Source organism: Sphingobacterium pedocola, from assembly GCF_015209965.1.
GTDB lineage: Bacteria > Bacteroidota > Bacteroidia > Sphingobacteriales > Sphingobacteriaceae > Sphingobacterium > Sphingobacterium pedocola.
The window spans coordinates 1,490,287-1,506,936 of the sequence record NZ_MU158689.1 but is presented as its reverse complement, the minus strand read 5'-3'; the positions used below and the strand labels follow the sequence as shown (position 1 = coordinate 1,506,936).

Genomic DNA, 16,650 nt, shown 5'->3' with positions numbered 1-16,650 from the left:
TAATGACAAATGTAAATGAATTTTTGCTTAGATGCAAATGCGCAGATTTGCGTATTTGCAAAAAATGAGGATATGGAAGGTTTATTGGATAAAAAGCAGAGAATCGAGGAACTGCGCAGGATGATTGTTGCAGCAGAGGGTTTCGTTGTGCCAAGTGACCGCAATAATCCACTTTCCGATCTTGGTCTCATGGATAAATCCTTTCCTACAGGAATATTTCCGATAGGTGCAATTCATGAATTTATTAGCAGTGATGCAGCCGCCGCAGCATCATCCAGCGGATTTATTTCTTGCCTGATGGGGATGCTGATGAAACAAAAAGGACTTTGTGTATGGGTAAGTATAGGCAACAAGCTGTATCCGCCATCGCTTAAAGGTTTTGGTATAGATCCAGATCGGGTGATATTCATCCAGGTGTCGCGGGAGAAGGATGCGTTATGGGCCATCGAAGAAGCATTAAAATGTCCGTCTTTAGCGGGGGTAGTGGGCGAAATCCGGGATATGGACCTGACAGCTTCCCGAAGGCTGCAGCTTGCGGTAGAGCAGAGCCAGGTTACGGGTTTTCTACATCGGTATCGCCCCAGACGGATTGAAAATGTGGCCTGCGTGTCACGTTGGTATATTCGACCGCTCCCGAGCAGTGCCGATACCGGGCTACCCGGCATCGGCCGGCCAGTATGGCAAGTGGAACTGCAAAAGATCCGAAATGGTAAACCGGGAACTTGGCAGATTTGTTGGGTTGCAGGACAATTCCATTATCTAGATGCACAAGTGGTAACTAAGGGAGATGTTTATACGCAGACAGGAACATGGTAAAGAGATATGTCGCCATTTGGTTTCCGTATTTGCTCACGGATAGACTGGTAATTCGTCGGCCTGAGTTGCAGGGCGAACCTTTTGTGCTGACCATAGCCGAAAAAGGTCGAATGCTGATCCGCGCCGTAAGCCCGGAAGCGGAGGCGGAAGGAATTAAGGAGAACATGGTGTTGGCTGATGCCAAAGCGCTCTTTCCTAATCTCTCGGTGTTTGATTTTGATGCCACTATGTCCGAAAAATTGCTCCGCCGTTTGGGAGAATGGTGTCTCCGTTATACACCCCTAGTAAGTGTGGATGTACCAGATGGGTTACTGTTGGATGTAAATGGCTGTACGCACCTTTGGAAAGGAGAGGGGGATTATCTAAACGAAATTACAACAAAGATGAAAGCTGGCGGATATCATGTACGTGCTGCGATGGCAGATACTCCTGGGATAGCCTGGGCTGTTTCGCGCTATGGAAAAGAGGGACAGATCATTGTGGAGGGCGAGTTGCTGACGGCTTTATTGCCCCTGCCACCGGCAGCACTACGATTGGATGATGCTGTTACCCAACGGATGTACAAGCTGGGGATGAGAAAGATTCGTGATTTCATACACCTACCTGCGACGACCTTACGTCGTCGTTTCGGGCAACAGTTGCTTGATCGTATAGGGCAGGCATTGGGCACAAGTCCGGAATACCTGGAACCGGTATGTCCGGTAGTCGTCTATCAGGAACGGCTTCCCTGCATGGAACCGGTGCGCACCCGAAAAGCAATAGAGCTTGCTTTGGAGCATCTGCTGGAGACGTTAACCGATCGGCTGTTGAAAGAAGGTCAGGGATTGCGGAAAGCGGTCTTCAAATCATTCCGTATGGATGGTAAGGTTCAAGAAATTGCCATTGGAACCAATCGCCCTTCGCGCGATAGGCAACATGTATTTCGGTTATTCAACGAGAAAATCGTTCATATAGCACCGGGATTAGGGATTGAGCTTTTTGTCTTAGAAGCACCGGTTGTGGAGGAACTGCATGTGGAGCAGGAAAGACTGTGGAATAAGGATAACGCCTTTGATCGTGTAGAAATTGGCCATCTGCTGGATCGGATAGCTGGCCGCATAGGAGAGGAATCGATCCGACGTTATCTGCCCGATGAGCACCATTGGCCCGAACGGGGCGTGAAACGGGCTGCATCGCTAGAAGAACAACCTTCCATTTCTTGGCCTACCGAACGTCCACGACCTACGCAATTGCTTGCTATACCTCAGCCGATAGAAGTAACGGCGCCTATTCCGGATTATCCTCCGATGCTGTTCCGGTATAAAGGAGAGACGCATATGATCAAAAAGGCAGATGGTCCCGAACGGATTGAGCGGGAGTGGTGGATGGATCAGGGAGAACATCGCGATTATTATTATGTAGAGGATGAGAAAGGGCGACGGTATTGGTTATTCCGCTTAGGGCATTATAGCGATGACCGTTCTCATCAATGGTATTTGCATGGATTTTTTGCGTGATGACTATTGGATATGTAGAGTTACAGGTAACCACCAATTTCAGTTTTCTTCGCGGTGCTTCCCATCCGGAGGAACTGGTGGAACAGGCTGCACAGCTTGGATATAAAGCATTGGCAGTGACCGACCGGAATAGCATGGCGGGGATCGTGCGGGCTCATGTCGCCACACGTAAGCACGGGATACGTCTTATTCCGGCTTGTCGGCTTGATTTGTTGGATGGACCTGGTTTATTGGCTTACCCCACAGATCTAGCGGCATATGGAAGGCTTTCAACCTTGCTCACTACCGGTAATCTGCGTGCCGAGAAGGGAAAATGTTACCTCTATAAGGCCGATGTATATGCCCATAGTCAAGGTATCAAATTCATCGCGCTGCCACCTGATCAGTTGACACCCTCATTTGAACTTGAGCCCGAATTCGTCCAGCATATTGAAGAATACAGGGATGCGCTTCAGCATCAGTTCTATCTGGGTGCATCACGTACTTACCGGGGAGATGATGCCAAAAAACTGTTTCGGATCAATCAACTGGGGCAACGGCTTCACACACCCATGGTGGCATTGGGGGATATACATTATCATGAACCATCGCGCCGCGAATTGCAGGATATCCTGACCTGCATACGGGAAAAATGTACGATTCATCATGCCGGATTTCGTTTGCATCCCAATGCCGAACGCTACCTAAAACCCAAGGAAGAAATGGAGCGTCTGTTTCGGGCTTATCCCGATGCTATCACGCGTACCACAGAAATAGCAGATGCCTGTAGTTTTTCGCTGGATCAACTGAAGTATGTGTATCCCGAAGAATTAACGACAGATGGACGTACACCACAAGAAGAACTGAATCAATTGACTTGGGAAGGAGCTGCTACTCGATTTGGAGATCATATTCCTTCGAAGATAAAAGAAACCATTGAGATGGAGCTTGATTTTATTGCACGAAAGAACTATGCTTCTTATTTCCTAACTGTATATGATTATGTACGATTTGCCCGCGAACGCGGTATCCTCTGTCAGGGACGTGGTTCGGCAGCCAATTCTACGATCTGTTACTGTTTGGGGATCACCTCAGTCAATCCTACAAAAATCAATCTGCTATTTGCCCGTTTCATGTCGGATGCCAGAGATGAACCACCGGATATCGACGTGGATTTTGAACACGAGCGACGGGAAGAGGTGATCCAGTACATCTATGAAAAATATGGACGTGACCGCGCAGCAATTGTGGCGACCGTAACCCAAGAGCGTTCCAAAGGAGCGATACGTGATGTGGGTAAAGCGATGGGGCTATCTATGGACGCGCTTGGCCGTCTTTCCAATGCCATAGGCTCCCATTGGGATACAACACTCGAGATGGAGCACTTTGTCGAGCAGGGATTCAACCCGGCCGATCCCCATTTTCGTAAAATACTGGAGCTATCGGAACAACTTATGGGCTTTCCCAGGCAGTTGGGGCAACATACGGGCGGATTTGTCATTACGCAGGGGAAGTTGCACGAACTCTGTCCGATTATCCCGGCCCGTATGGAAGGACGTACGAATCTGGAATGGAATAAGGATGACCTGGAGGCATTGGGCTTTCTGAAGGTCGATGTATTGGGATTAGGTATGCTGACCTGTATCCGTAAGGCTTTTGATCTAGCCAAACAGCATTATGGAGAAAATTTTACCCTGGCCAATATCCCGCAGGATAACACTAAGGTATACGACATGATTAGCCATGCAGACACACTGGGGGTGTTCCAGATCGAGAGCCGTGCGCAGATGTCTATGCTGCCACGCCTGCGACCTAAAGAGTTTTACGATTTGGTTATTGAGGTAGCTATTGTACGGCCGGGACCCATACAGGGCGATATGGTGCATCCTTACCTGCGTCGGCGTAATGAAGAAGAACTTGTAGATTATCCTTCCGAAGAAATCAAACATATCCTGAAGCGTACGTTAGGTGTGCCGTTGTTTCAGGAGCAGGCTATGGAGATTGCTATCGTGGCTGCGGGATTTACACCGGCCGAGGCAGACGAGCTGCGGCGGAGCATGGCTACCTTCAAAGCCAAAGGGGAGGTGAGCCGTTTTCATCGGAAGATGGTGGATGGGATGGTCGGTAAAGGGTATTCCGAAGATTTTGCCAATCGTGTTTTTCGACAGCTGGAAGGATTTGGTAGTTACGGTTTCCCCGAAAGCCATGCGGCCTCTTTTGCCTTATTGGTATATGTATCCAGTTGGATCAAATACCATTATCCCGATATCTTTGCCGCCTCCCTGCTCAATAGCCAACCTATGGGGTTCTACCAGCCTGCTCAGCTGGTAAGTGATGCCCGAAATCACGGCATTACGGTATTGCCTATAGATGTCAATCACTCCCACTGGGACAATACGTTGGAAGGTGAATTTGGCATAAAGCACCATGCTTTGCGTCTTGGTTTTAGGCAGGTCAAGGGGCTCTCAGAAGAGGATGTGCAATTGTTGATTGCGCATCGTGGGGCGGGTTACCGTACGGTGGAAGCTTTGGCTTCTATTGTAGCGATAGCAGCCATGGAAAGACTGGCCGATGCGGATAGCTTTCGTTCATTGGGTTTAGACCGAAGACAGGCCTTATGGGAGGTATCCGCATTAAAGGATAGACCAATAGCCCTTTTTGAGGGACAACCTTCAGAAAGCACGAAAGAAGGACAGATCATACTGCCGCTGATGACAGCCAGTGAACATGTGGTACAGGATTACGCCACGACGTCGCTCTCGATCAAAGCGCACCCCGTTAGTTTTTTGCGCCCGCAGCTTGATCTTTTACACGTCGTGCCAACAGAAAAGTTAAACCTAGTAAAGAATGGAATGCCGGTAAAAGTCTGCGGAATAATTACGGTACGACAGCGGCCCGGTACAGCCAAAGGGGTATTATTTGTAACGATAGAAGACGAAACAGGATTTGCGAATCTCGTGCTATGGGGTAAGGTGTTTGAAAAATACCGGCGTGAAATATTACAGTCAAAACTCTTTATGGTTGACGGCAAAATTCAGGTAGAAGGAGAAGTTATTCATGTAGTCGTAACGAGATGTTACAATATGAACAATTGGTTGCGCAACTTGCAAACCCATGAAGAAGAAACAGATGCTGTTTTTTATAAGGGAAGAAATTTTAAATAATTAACTTACCTTTTCTATCTTATAATACCTGTCATCGATCCGTGTAAAGGCAAGGGTAATTCCCTCTGCTAATCCCAATTCATTGGCCGCCTCCTTTCCTAAACGCAAAACATGCGGACGTTCTCCGCGATGGGAAAAAGTGCATTCGAATTCATTTCGGATTAAAACTTTAATTTTTTGGTTACTGCTGGGGAAAAAAGGTTTTACATCTTTTGTGATCCGAATCTGATTTTTGCGTACGTCGTCGGCTGTTATCTTATTTCCTGCCGAAGGAATAATGCCATGAGGAGCCTTTTGTGTTGGGGTTGTATCGGATAAACGTGTGGATTTATGCGTGATACTTTTGATATAGATGTGTTTTATTTTTGATTTTTCCGTATTCTTTTCCTCAATTTCAAAATCAGATTTTAACGATTTAAACAACTGGGATAATTTCATAAAACCATAATTACGCGGATCAAAATCGGGCTTTCTTTTCATAATCAATCCGCCCACTTCAGCCAAAAAGGCCCAGCCGCTTTCATCAGCCGTATCGTTGACGGTATCTTTTAAGAGGGATAGCGTCTCTTTATCTATTACGGGCTCAGTCTTCTTGAGTGGGGACTGCTTTTGTGCGGTTTCTTTCGTATTGACCGTATTTTCAAGACGATCTTCCACCTTACTTTTATCTAATATTTCCACGTAAATAAATTTGTCACACGATGCGATAAAAGGTTTCGGTGTCTTTCTTTCCCCAACACCCAGCACGAGTTTGCCGGATTCCCTAAGCCGGGTAGCCAATCTCGTAAAATCACTGTCGCTTGATACAATACAAAAACCATCAACACGGTCAGAATGCAATATATCCATGGCATCGATAATCAACGCAGAGTCCGTAGAATTCTTTCCTTGTGTATAACTGTATTGTTGAATAGGGGTGATCGCATGTATGAGTAAGCTTTCCTTCCAACCCACTACATACGAGCTGGTCCAATCTCCGTAAATTCTTTTTATCGTCGGGATGCCATATCTTTTTACTTCGTTGAGAATACCTTCAATCTTGGTATACGACACATTATCCGCATCAATTAGGATAGCAATATTTAGATCTTTTTGTTCTGCCATGGTTCAATTTTTTAGATAGCGCTATAAATATTTGTCCAAAGTAGCTATTAATTTTGCATGGAATAATCAACCTAGGGGGAATATAGCGCTTTTAAACATTGGATAAATATACGGAATACAGCACGAAATAGACTGGTTTATCGATTAATCTAATTAAATGATAAGCTTATTTTGGAATAACCTAAGCCCTGCAAGAGCGGTCTGAATACGTTAATCGCATTTGTTTTCGTCTGCTGGAGCATATCGGATTTATTTACTTCTTTGGTTATTTCTGCCTCAGCGGCTTTAAAGCCTTCTCCCACCAGGTCAGCTTCCCTGAAAAAGGCCATTTTTGTATCATATACTCTTGATGCTTTGTGGTCTATTTTCACGTAGCAAACCTCCGGTTGAGGCAGCTGTATGGCTACCGAGTCTCCAAAAACACGGATATCATCTGCCGTAAGCTTTGTTAGATCGATACAGCCCACGGCATCCGCCTTTATAATAAGGAGTACACTCGCATCGGGTAAGAAGGTACTTATGTTCTTGTGCTCCACCACATCACTGAAACGGTATTTCACCAACTCCAGCTTGCCCATGGCCTCAATACGTTCAACCAAAAGCTGATGGCTGGTTTCTACCCGGTTAGTTGGTCTCATCTGGTTAAATACCAGCCAGCCTAATACCCCAATAATAGCCAGTACGATTATAACTTTCAAAAATTTCATCATATAATAACAGACTCAAAATATAGACCAATAGTATGCAGTGAACTGTAAAGTTTTCGTAAATATATTATACTAAATATATTATACTAAATATATTATACGCCATTTATTTCCAACGCCGGTGTGTCCAAAGCCACCAGGATGGATCGTGCTGAATACTCCGTTCCAGGTATCGCGTGTAAACTTCCGTAATAAAGCCATCTTCTGTTTCTGCGGCAAAATCGCATATAGTCCGAAACGTTACGTTCCACCGATGCTGCGTGGTTGCTTCCATTTCTACGTACGCCACATAGGCATTAAGTTTTTTGGCCACCTTTTCGGCCCCGGTAAACATACACGTGTTTTGATTCAGAAACTGCATAGGCAGGCCGTTTTGATGTCCCGGAAACTGATCTGCAACAAATAAGGTAATACTCGGGTTATTTTTCTCTTTAATTAATGTCCGTATTCCGTGTTGTGCTGGTATCATTCGCGCACCATAGTTTTCGCGCAGCTTCATCACAATACCGTTTAAAAGCTTATTTTTTATCGGCTTATACAATGCCTGAATCGGGATATCGATTTGCATGGGCAGTTTATTCAACGTTTCCCAGTTTCCATAATGTCCTATTATTAAGATGATGTTTCTATTACTATGGTGTATCTGTTGGAGATGTTCGACTGCTGCTGCATCAACAATGGGCTTAGGAAGGAAAGGAAATATACTCTCTAACAGTACCCGCCCCATATTACGGTAAAACGAAAGCAGATACTGCTTTACTTCCCCATAGGAGGCGTTTGGAAATGCCCTTGCTAGATTCTGCACGGCTACCTGTGATCTATAGTGAAAAACCGAGCCAATCAAGAATCCCAAGAAATTGTATATTTTATCCATTATCTGCATAAAGATGAGATTTTTAATCCACACTTTCTTGAATATACCTCGTTAACGTATATAATAGATAGAAAAGTATCGCAAAAAATAGGCAGGAAAAGCCAAGCAAGAAGATAATTACAAACATAAAAAAGCTTTTTTAAGATTACCGCTATAAATAATTATCATTTTTATTCTACGCATATCTAACAACATCTAAATGCAAATTTATCTAAGTTTGACAATTGAAATTACGTTTACCCTTGTTTATATATTTTAAGTTATTAATAAAAAAAATGGAGAGACGCAAGGGTATTCCGGAATTTGATTGTCTTACTATTAAACCGCGAAACAGTACATCGTATTAGTCGCTATTAACGAAGTAAAATTAAATATGTCGTTACAAACAGAGAAGAAGTTTGAAGAAATATTTCGCATGCATTTCCGTGAATTGCATGGATACGCTTATCGGTTTCTTGAGGATACGGATGTTGCTGAAGAAGTAGTTCAGCAGGTGTTTTTAAAGCTCTGGGAGAGAGACTGGGAGAAGTTGATCCATACTTCCGTGCGGGCTTACCTATATCGGGCAGTATACAACGAAAGCCTAAACCTATTGAAGCGGAATCGACTGAAAAAGCAGTACGAAACATATCAGTCACAACATGTGGCTGCGGAAGGATATAATGATGGTAGCGATACCGAGTTAAAGAAGCAATTACATGCAGCGCTATCGCATTTGCCAGAGAAATGTCGAACGGTTTTTGAGATGAGCAGGTTTCAAGAGTTGAAGAATCAGGAAATTGCAAATGAGCTCAATTTGTCTTTAAAAACAGTAGAGGGACATATGACCAAAGCACTTCGGCATCTGCGGATCTATCTGGTGGACTATTTAACCGTTTTAGTATTAACATTAATGTTTGGGTTATGAAAAAGGAGTTGATCACTAAATATATTTTGGGAGAGGGAACAATGGAAGAACGTTACCTGGTAGAACAATGGCTTAAAGAAGATACAGATCATGAGAACGAATATTTGGATATGAAAAAGGAGTTGATCACTAAATATATTTTGGGAGAGGGAACAATGGAAGAACGTTACCTGGTAGAACAATGGCTTAAAGAAGATACAGATCATGAGAACGAATATTTGGATATGAAAAAGGCGTGGGAGTTAGGTAGAGAAATGAATCCGCCGGCAGAAGTAGATATCGATCGGGCCTGGATCAATTTTGTAAATTTGAAGGATAAAAAGTACAATGCGAGGGTTTTAACACCAATAGAAAAGATTATGTCGATAGGATGGTGGAAAATAGCTGCTGCCGTTGCAATCGTGTCTCTTTTTCCTATTCTGATCACCTCATCGTACAATCAAAAAGAACATTTCAAAACAGGATCATATACGCAGCACAGTAAGTTGCCCGATGGGAGTGCGGTTAGCATGAATAAGCGTTCCGAATTAAGCTATCGTAGCAGTTTGTTCAACAGAAACAGGCGGGTTAATCTTGTTCAAGGAGAAGCATTTTTTGATGTTAAGAAAGATATGGAACGGCCCTTTATAATTGAAACCGGTAAGACAACGATCACTGTATTAGGTACCAGCTTTCACGTTCGCCGCGGTAAACAAGAAACAGAAGTTATCGTTGCAACAGGTTCTGTAAAAGTAAATTATGCTGATCAAGAATTGGTACTTACACCCAAGCAGACCTTAATTATCCAAGATACAGTACATACTAAAGTCAAAGTAGACACTGTGCCAGATCAACTCTATAAATATTATGTACATCAGGAGTTTATTTTTGAAAATACACCACTTTCACGCGTAATGAATGTCTTGAGTAGGGCCTATGATCAACAATTTGTTTTGGATAATCCTGAACACGAGAAGCTTTTGCTTACTGCCACATTTAGGGAACAGAATATTTCCGAAATTATCCATGTGATCGTGCGAACCTTTGATCTAAAAGTAGAAAAGCGCGGTAACGAATACCATATTAAATAATAACATGTCCAGATTCAAGTTTATCAGAGATATCAAGTTGATCATTTATATTATTAGAAAGGCAAAACTTTTTGTTGTATTTTTCGGTATACTTCTGACCTATAATCAGGTCTGGGCGCAAGGAAAGTTATCCAGGCAAGTCGATATCCCTCGGTACGAACGTGCCAGTATACGCCAGATATTTGATAGTCTCAGTAAGAAAGAATCTTTTTATTTTTCTTTTAATAGCGATTTGGTAAACCTTGATAGCCTCGTCAACAAAAAATCTTATAATGGAGTGCTTATTGACTATCTCACCGGGTTATTGGGCGAAAGATTTAGCTTTAAAGAAACTACATCCCATATTTTAATTTCCTATGCACCGGAGCGTATGGATGTAGCAGCTAATATTTCTTCAAAGGAGAGTAACAGGGCGATGATCAGTGGATATATTAAAGATATTCGTACCAATAGGGCAATTGCAAATGCCAGTGTTTACGAAAGAGAGGCCTTTCGTGCATCTACGCTTTCGGATAAGAACGGCTTTTTTGCGCTCGATATCAAAAATTCTGAAAATTTGGTTGCGATTGCCCTAAGTAAAGAAAATTACCGCGATACGTCGATAATATTGCTGCTGCCGGTAGAAGCCTATAGATCGTTAAAAAAACGGAAGGTAGGGTATTATCAGGTAAATGGTGCGGGTAAGACGGTGTATAACAATTTCTTTGGAAATTTCTTTACCAGCTCCGCTCAAAAAATACAAAGCCTTAACCTAGGGGGAATGTTTGCGTACAGTCCCGTTCAAGTCTCCTTAACCCCTGGGTTAAGCACACACGGTTTTTTCGATTCTCAAGTAGTCAATAATTTCTCGCTTAACATTATCGGAGGTTCTAGTGCCGGAGTAGACGGAGTAGAACTCGCGGGGGCGCTTAATATAAATCAGTACGATGTGGATGGTGCCCAGTTTGCAGGTGTGCTTAATATTGTAGGGGGAAATGTAAAGGGTTTACAAATGGCTGGAGTCGGTAATGTGGTACTGCATAACCTATCTGGCGTGCAGATAGGCGGTGTTTGGAATCAAGTAGATACCCTTAAAAGTGGATTACAAATAGCAGGCGCCGTTAACTTGGGTAGAGAAGTAGATGGTATCCAGATTGCAGGCTTGGCGAATCGCTCGAACGGACAGGTTCGAAATCAGATTGCTGGAGGATTTAATATAGCCAAAAGCGTATCTGGCATCCAGATCGCCGGGTTACTAAATATTTCCGATAGCAGTGATTATCCGATCGGTGTATTTAATTGGATAAAAAATGGAACAAAACAACTTTCGGCCGGGGTAGATGATAGTAAATTTTTTGGTCTTAGTTTTCGATCCGGTGGACGCGTAATGTATAGCTTGATTGGTTTTGGACTTTACTTAGATGATCCTATCCTTAAGTATGGAGCAGAGTTTGGTATAGGAGCACAACTGCTAACAACACCTAAATTTACGCTTTCTGCGGAATTGTTGCAAAGAACAAATTTTGGTGATCGTTTCAACCCGAAAGATGTACAACGTATATCATTTCGCATCATTCCTGCCGTGTATGTTTCCAAAAAGCTACAGTTGTATGTCGCCCCATCGTTCCACTATTCTGAAGCAGTAGAGCCGGCGGCTTCCAAAGCGATTTTATGGAAACTATGGGGTAAGGAGCGACAACGGAATACTTTCCATGGTGGAGGTACGGTAGGGATTACCTATGTTTTTTAATATCTGATTGATTTGGTAATAAGTACAGAAGTACGGGTAAATAGTAAGAAAATAAAAAATCCTGAAGCTGGGAACTTCAGGATTTTACCAAACCAATTATTAACCTAACTTATGAAATTATGAAATTTTTTACTCATTTGTTTTAACTACATCTATAACGACGCGTTATAGACAATAGTGTGTTATCCTCGTTGTATTAACAATTTTTAACAAATAAGGATGAAATTAACGAAGTACCCTATTTAAATGCCGGTACATTAGAAAACCTATCTAAGAGGCCAGTTGATAGCTGCCGGTTTGAAATGTTTACTTGTTTAAGTATATTTTTAATACAAAATACAAACCGTTGTTTATAAATTATAGTTACTTTTAGCTGTAATTTATAAACAACGTTACGATGAAGCAGCTACTTACAATTTCCTGTATTCTCTTATCTATTTTTCCCGTTTATAGTCAGGAAATGTCAAAACGGCAATTACCTCCATTGGAGTTCTATTTCTCCGCAGGAGGCGAATATAGTAATTTCGGTAATCTGAATGAACGCTTGGGAACGTTAGGTGTAGATAAAGCAGACAAATTTAGAATGGCAGGTGGTTTCGGGCTTTCCTATCGTATTAAACATATTATCTTAGGTCTAAATACAAGTATTTCCAGTTCAAGCTTCCGTACGGAAGATGATAATCATGTGAAAAATTCGTATGTCGGATTCTATCTTTCTACAAATGCTATTCGTGCTAATAATTTGATTATAAGTCCGCAAGTGGGAATTGGGTATGAGGAAACACGGGCTCGGTTTGTTAAAGAAGGGGTAACAGGTACATTTGATGAGTTGCTAACCAGTACATCCAATCGCGTACAATTGGAAAATAAAGGGGAGGCATTGGACTTCGGCATCGCTTTCAAAAAAGCAAAGCCAAATACCGATTTTTACAAAACCCTATTCAAAATTGGCTATCGCCATGGCTTAAAAGAAAGAGAATGGAAGATAACTGATGCGACGGTTACAGGAGCGCCCGCGGATCGAGTGCGTAATTTCTATGTACAGCTGTTATTTGGGTTTGGAAAGTAATTGTGATTTGAGACAGAAATATATGTTTAAGGTAACCAATTTATAAAGTCATTATACGACTAAAAAACTTTCGGAATAAAAATAATCAACCCAATCGTTAAGGCCGTTGTTGCGCTGATTAATACCGCAGCAGCAGACATATCCTTGATTTTTTTTATTTTATCATTTTGTCCGGGAGAGATAAAATCTGCGATATGCTCTACAGTAGTATTTATTAATTCAGCGGCGAATACCAACCCTATGGCAAAAATAATCGCGGTCCATTCGGATGCCGACAACCTGAACACAGCACCTGCTATTAACGTACAGAGCGCTATTGTCATATGGATTGTTGCATTATGTTCTTCTTTTAGCAAGATCTTCAACCCATTAAAAGCAGGCCCAAAACTGGCTATTCTTTTTGATAACGAAAACTTTTGGTCTTTCATGCCTTAATGCGATAGTTTTTTGAAAAAATACTTTTGTAACACTATCATCTTACTAGAACGTTGCAAGCCCCTCAGATGTTTTAACAAAATGGATTATGCGTCGGCCTTCCAGATAGATATTATCCCAAGCTCTATAGTAGCATTAGCATTCTTGATGCATATCGTAGTTGCATTTTTCTCTAAAATCCGCCAGGATGGTAAGTGGTTGAAGCAAGGGAGAAGATGTGGATAAATATCTCAGAATAAGTTGCTTTTTGTAATTTTTACATTAAATTGTTTTTATTGTTACCAATATTTTATATTTTTGATAAGTTGTTAATCGAATTAATAATTATTTCACACATATATAACCTTCAGTTCATAATGTATTGCGAAGTTTATTGTGTAAAATAAAAACAAGAGTTATATGGTAAAAGATTTAGAAATTTTCGAACATGACACCTGTACCGACTTGCAAGAGCTTGGTTATGATGGTGATGATTGTGTAAGCTTTGAAGACTAGGCTCCAAAGCTTACCTTATTTGATTATATCCCACATGGAGGATTACTTTTTTCTTCCTTTCTAATTTCCGACGTCATTCTATTTCAGATTCAAACGAATAAGATCCCGATCCTATAATCGCACTGTTGCTTTGTCCACCATTTGTATTCGCAATACGTCCGGGCATAATTACCGTAGCGGTTGTGTTAGGAGGGATGGAAACCGAAAGTTTAAAGATTCCGTTTTCGAGTTTCCACGATGATGAGACAACTCCATACGGCGTATCTAGACTGGCAGATGCCGTTGTTATCCCGCGTCCCAATCGAGGTTCTATTCGAATTTTTTTGTAGCCTGCTTCGTCTGGATTTATACCGGCTATATTTTTGTACATCCAATCGCCTATGGCGCCGTAGGCGTAATGGTTGTACGAATTCATGCTCGGTGTTTGGAAAGTACCGTCGGGCTTAATGCCATCCCAACGTTCCCATATTGTTGTCGCGCCCATTTTTACGGGGTACAGCCACGAAGGGTATGTTTCCTGAAGGAGTAAATCGTATGCCGTCTCGGTATGACCGAATCGCGTTAAAACGTGACACAAATAAGGGGTGCCTAGAAATCCCGTCGTCAGATGGTTGCCATAACTTCTAATATTTTCCACCAATCTGTTGGCGGCCTGCTGCCGTAAATTCTCGGGGAGCATATCAAATTGCAAGGCAAGTACATATGCTGTTTGTGTGGAGGAAACCAATCTGCCATTTGGAGTGAGGTATTCCTGTTGAAAAGCCTGTTTTATACGCTCCAATTGATCCTTGTATCTTTTTTCATCTTCGGTCTTTCCCAGTACATTTGCCGCATTTATCAATAGCTGTGTAGAATGTGCATAGAAACATTGCGCGATAAGATATTTATCGGTAACGGCAGCCCTGCCATCGTTATCGTCATCTGGACGGTAAAATAGCCAGTCGCCAAAATGAAAGCCGTTATTCCAGAGATGTTGTGGCGATTTGGCCGTTATAAAATCTACCCATGCTTGCATGCTGCTGTATTGATTTTCCAAGATACACGTATCACCGTAAACATAATACATTCCCCAGGGAACGATAGTAGCCACGTCGCCCCATCCTGCGGCGCCCGCGTCATTTGATGTAAGCACATCAGGGATAACAAATGGTATACTGCCACTCGCATGTTGGTCGGCACGAACATCCAGTAACCATTTAACGAAAAATCCGCTGACGTCCATGTTAAAGGCTGCGGTGTTAAAAAATGCCTGAGCATCACCCGTCCACCCCAGTCGTTCGTCTCGTTGCGGACAGTCTGTGGGTACGTCTACAAAATTCCCCTTCTGTCCCCATACGATGTTGTGTTGCAACTGGTTGAGTAGCGGGTTCGAGGTTTCGAATGTTCCGGTTTGCGGCATATCGGAATAAAGAGCAACTGCCGTCAGATCTTCAGGTGTCAGTTCACCCGGATAGCCTTCTACCTTCAGGTAACGAAATCCCTGAAAGCTAAAATGCGGTGAAAAAATCTGTTCGGTGTTATCATCCAGTAGGTAGATATTCTGTTGTTTTGCTGTTCGGAGATTGGTGGTATAAAAGTTGCCTGCCTTATCGAGTACCTCAGCATGGCTGAGGGTTATTTTAGTTCCTTGTGCACCCATGGCCTTAAGTTCTACCCAGCCTACTAGATTTTGGCCGAAATCAACAATTAGGTCACCTTGTGGCGTTCGGGTAATGTTTTTCACCTTAAATCGCTCCTGTTTTTTAACAGGAGGGGCGTTCATACCAACTAAGCTGTCATAGGAATATTCCATCACCCGGACAGGTTGCCAATCGGTATCTTCTGTATATTCGGGATGTGCCCAACCTTTTTTCTCCAGTCGCGCATCATATATTTCACCATCGTAGATGTCAGATGCCAACACAGGACCTACAGCGGTTTTCCATTGCCCGTCCGTAGCAAGTATCTCCCTGCTGCCGTCGCTGTACTGTACTTCTATTTGCAGAAGTAATGCACGGGTATCCCCATAGAATGCCTTTTGATGACTAAAGCCAATCCTACCTTTGTACCAGCCATCACCTAACATGGCTGCCAATACATTGTCGCCTTTTTTTAGCAGCGCCGTTACATCGTAGGTCTGGTATTGTATATGGTGTTTATAGCTTGTCCAGCCCGGCATGAAATAGGCATCTCCGATACGTTGTCCATTAATGTAGGCTTCATAGAGACCGCGCGCCGAAACATAAGCTGTCGCCGATTTTATATCTTTATTTAAACGATATGCTTTCCTAAATAAAGGACTCGCCTTTGTCGTATCCGCAGATGGCAGTGCGATCCACTTTGCTGTCCAGTCTGATGCGGTGATTCCCATTCGCCAGGATTGTATTTCACTCCAGGGCGACGTATTATTATGATTGTCTGTGACACGTACCTGCCAAAAATAGCGGCATCCGGGTTTTAAAGAGGGGCCTTCATAGGGAACCAATATAGATTGGCTGGTTTTTTTTGAAACCCTCCAAATGATGTTTTTATTTGTTTTAATGTCTTTAGGGTCCGTGCCGATCCTAATCTCATAAGAGTTTTGCGATGTATTCTTCAATGCTGTCTGCAATTTCCAGCTCATACGGGGAGCGCCGCTTTCTATACATAGGGGATTTGACTGATGTTCCACTTTTAGATCAAATACGTTGATTTTCTGTGCGTAAACAAGCGGACTTGTAAATGCATTTGCTAACATTAAAAGGCTGAAGAAGAAAATAGTACGCATAGTTTTAATTGTTTTTAGGAGTGAATATTATCCCGAAAGGTGCCTAAAAGAAGACGTAT

12 protein-coding genes are annotated in these 16,650 nt (G+C 42.7%); 7 read left to right on the top strand and 5 right to left on the bottom strand.

The features are described 5' to 3' along the window. Window positions 1-15 precede the first annotated feature (15 nt). From C4F40_RS06340 to C4F40_RS06330, 3 genes are read left to right on the top strand one after another with little or no spacing between them, the layout of a single operon-like run. Complete coding sequence (locus C4F40_RS06340) at window positions 16-816, top strand: ImuA family protein (protein ID WP_196938508.1); 801 nt, start codon at window positions 16-18, stop codon at window positions 814-816. Beyond that, window positions 810-2,312, top strand: coding sequence for a Y-family DNA polymerase (locus tag C4F40_RS06335; RefSeq protein WP_196938507.1), 1,503 nt, complete (start codon window positions 810-812; stop codon window positions 2,310-2,312). Before C4F40_RS06340 ends, C4F40_RS06335 begins: the two co-directional genes overlap by 7 nt. After that, on the top strand, window positions 2,312-5,455 hold the full coding sequence (locus tag C4F40_RS06330; RefSeq protein WP_231389941.1) for an error-prone DNA polymerase: 3,144 nt from the start codon (window positions 2,312-2,314) through the stop codon (window positions 5,453-5,455). The genes C4F40_RS06335 and C4F40_RS06330 overlap by 1 nt, the downstream gene beginning before the upstream one ends. Here the strand turns inward: C4F40_RS06330 and C4F40_RS06325 are convergent, their stop codons facing one another. From C4F40_RS06325 to C4F40_RS06315, 3 genes are all read right to left on the bottom strand, one after another. Next, a complete protein-coding gene (locus tag C4F40_RS06325; protein WP_196938506.1) occupies window positions 5,456-6,559 on the bottom strand; it encodes an NYN domain-containing protein in 1,104 nt (367 codons plus the stop codon). A 149-nt stretch (window positions 6,560-6,708) separates the two neighbouring features. Further along, window positions 6,709-7,269 (bottom strand): DUF4230 domain-containing protein, encoded by a 561-nt coding sequence (locus tag C4F40_RS06320; protein ID WP_196938505.1) that lies wholly within the window; start codon window positions 7,267-7,269, stop codon window positions 6,709-6,711. A gap of 103 nt (window positions 7,270-7,372) precedes the next feature. After that, a complete protein-coding gene (locus tag C4F40_RS06315) occupies window positions 7,373-8,149 on the bottom strand; it encodes a lysophospholipid acyltransferase family protein (protein WP_196938504.1) in 777 nt (258 codons plus the stop codon). 364 nt (window positions 8,150-8,513) lie between these two features. Here C4F40_RS06315 and C4F40_RS06310 point away from each other — a divergent pair, with 364 nt between their 5' ends. The 4 genes from C4F40_RS06310 to C4F40_RS06295 all read left to right on the top strand — a co-directional run bounded on the left by C4F40_RS06310 (window position 8,514) and on the right by C4F40_RS06295 (window position 12,915). Continuing rightward, on the top strand, window positions 8,514-9,047 hold the full coding sequence (locus C4F40_RS06310; RefSeq protein WP_196938503.1) for an RNA polymerase sigma-70 factor: 534 nt from the start codon (window positions 8,514-8,516) through the stop codon (window positions 9,045-9,047). Then, on the top strand, window positions 9,044-10,117 hold the full coding sequence (locus tag C4F40_RS06305) for a FecR family protein (RefSeq protein ID WP_196938502.1): 1,074 nt from the start codon (window positions 9,044-9,046) through the stop codon (window positions 10,115-10,117). Before C4F40_RS06310 ends, C4F40_RS06305 begins: the two co-directional genes overlap by 4 nt. A 4-nt stretch (window positions 10,118-10,121) precedes the next feature. Further along, window positions 10,122-11,846, top strand: a complete 1,725-nt coding sequence (locus C4F40_RS06300; protein WP_196938501.1) for a hypothetical protein — start codon at window positions 10,122-10,124, stop codon at window positions 11,844-11,846. Window positions 11,847-12,243: 397 nt separating this feature from the next. After that, window positions 12,244-12,915, top strand: a complete 672-nt coding sequence (locus C4F40_RS06295; protein ID WP_196938500.1) for a hypothetical protein — start codon at window positions 12,244-12,246, stop codon at window positions 12,913-12,915. 59 nt (window positions 12,916-12,974) lie between these two features. Here C4F40_RS06295 and C4F40_RS06290 read toward each other — a convergent pair whose 3' ends face one another. Together C4F40_RS06290 and C4F40_RS06285 are read right to left on the bottom strand one after the other, a co-directional pair. Next, window positions 12,975-13,343, bottom strand: a complete 369-nt coding sequence (locus C4F40_RS06290; protein ID WP_196938499.1) for a diacylglycerol kinase family protein — start codon at window positions 13,341-13,343, stop codon at window positions 12,975-12,977. Window positions 13,344-13,918: 575 nt separating this feature from the next. After that, window positions 13,919-16,591, bottom strand: coding sequence for a glycoside hydrolase family 78 protein (locus tag C4F40_RS06285; RefSeq protein ID WP_196938498.1), 2,673 nt, complete (start codon window positions 16,589-16,591; stop codon window positions 13,919-13,921). Between the last annotated feature and the right edge of the window lie 59 nt (window positions 16,592-16,650).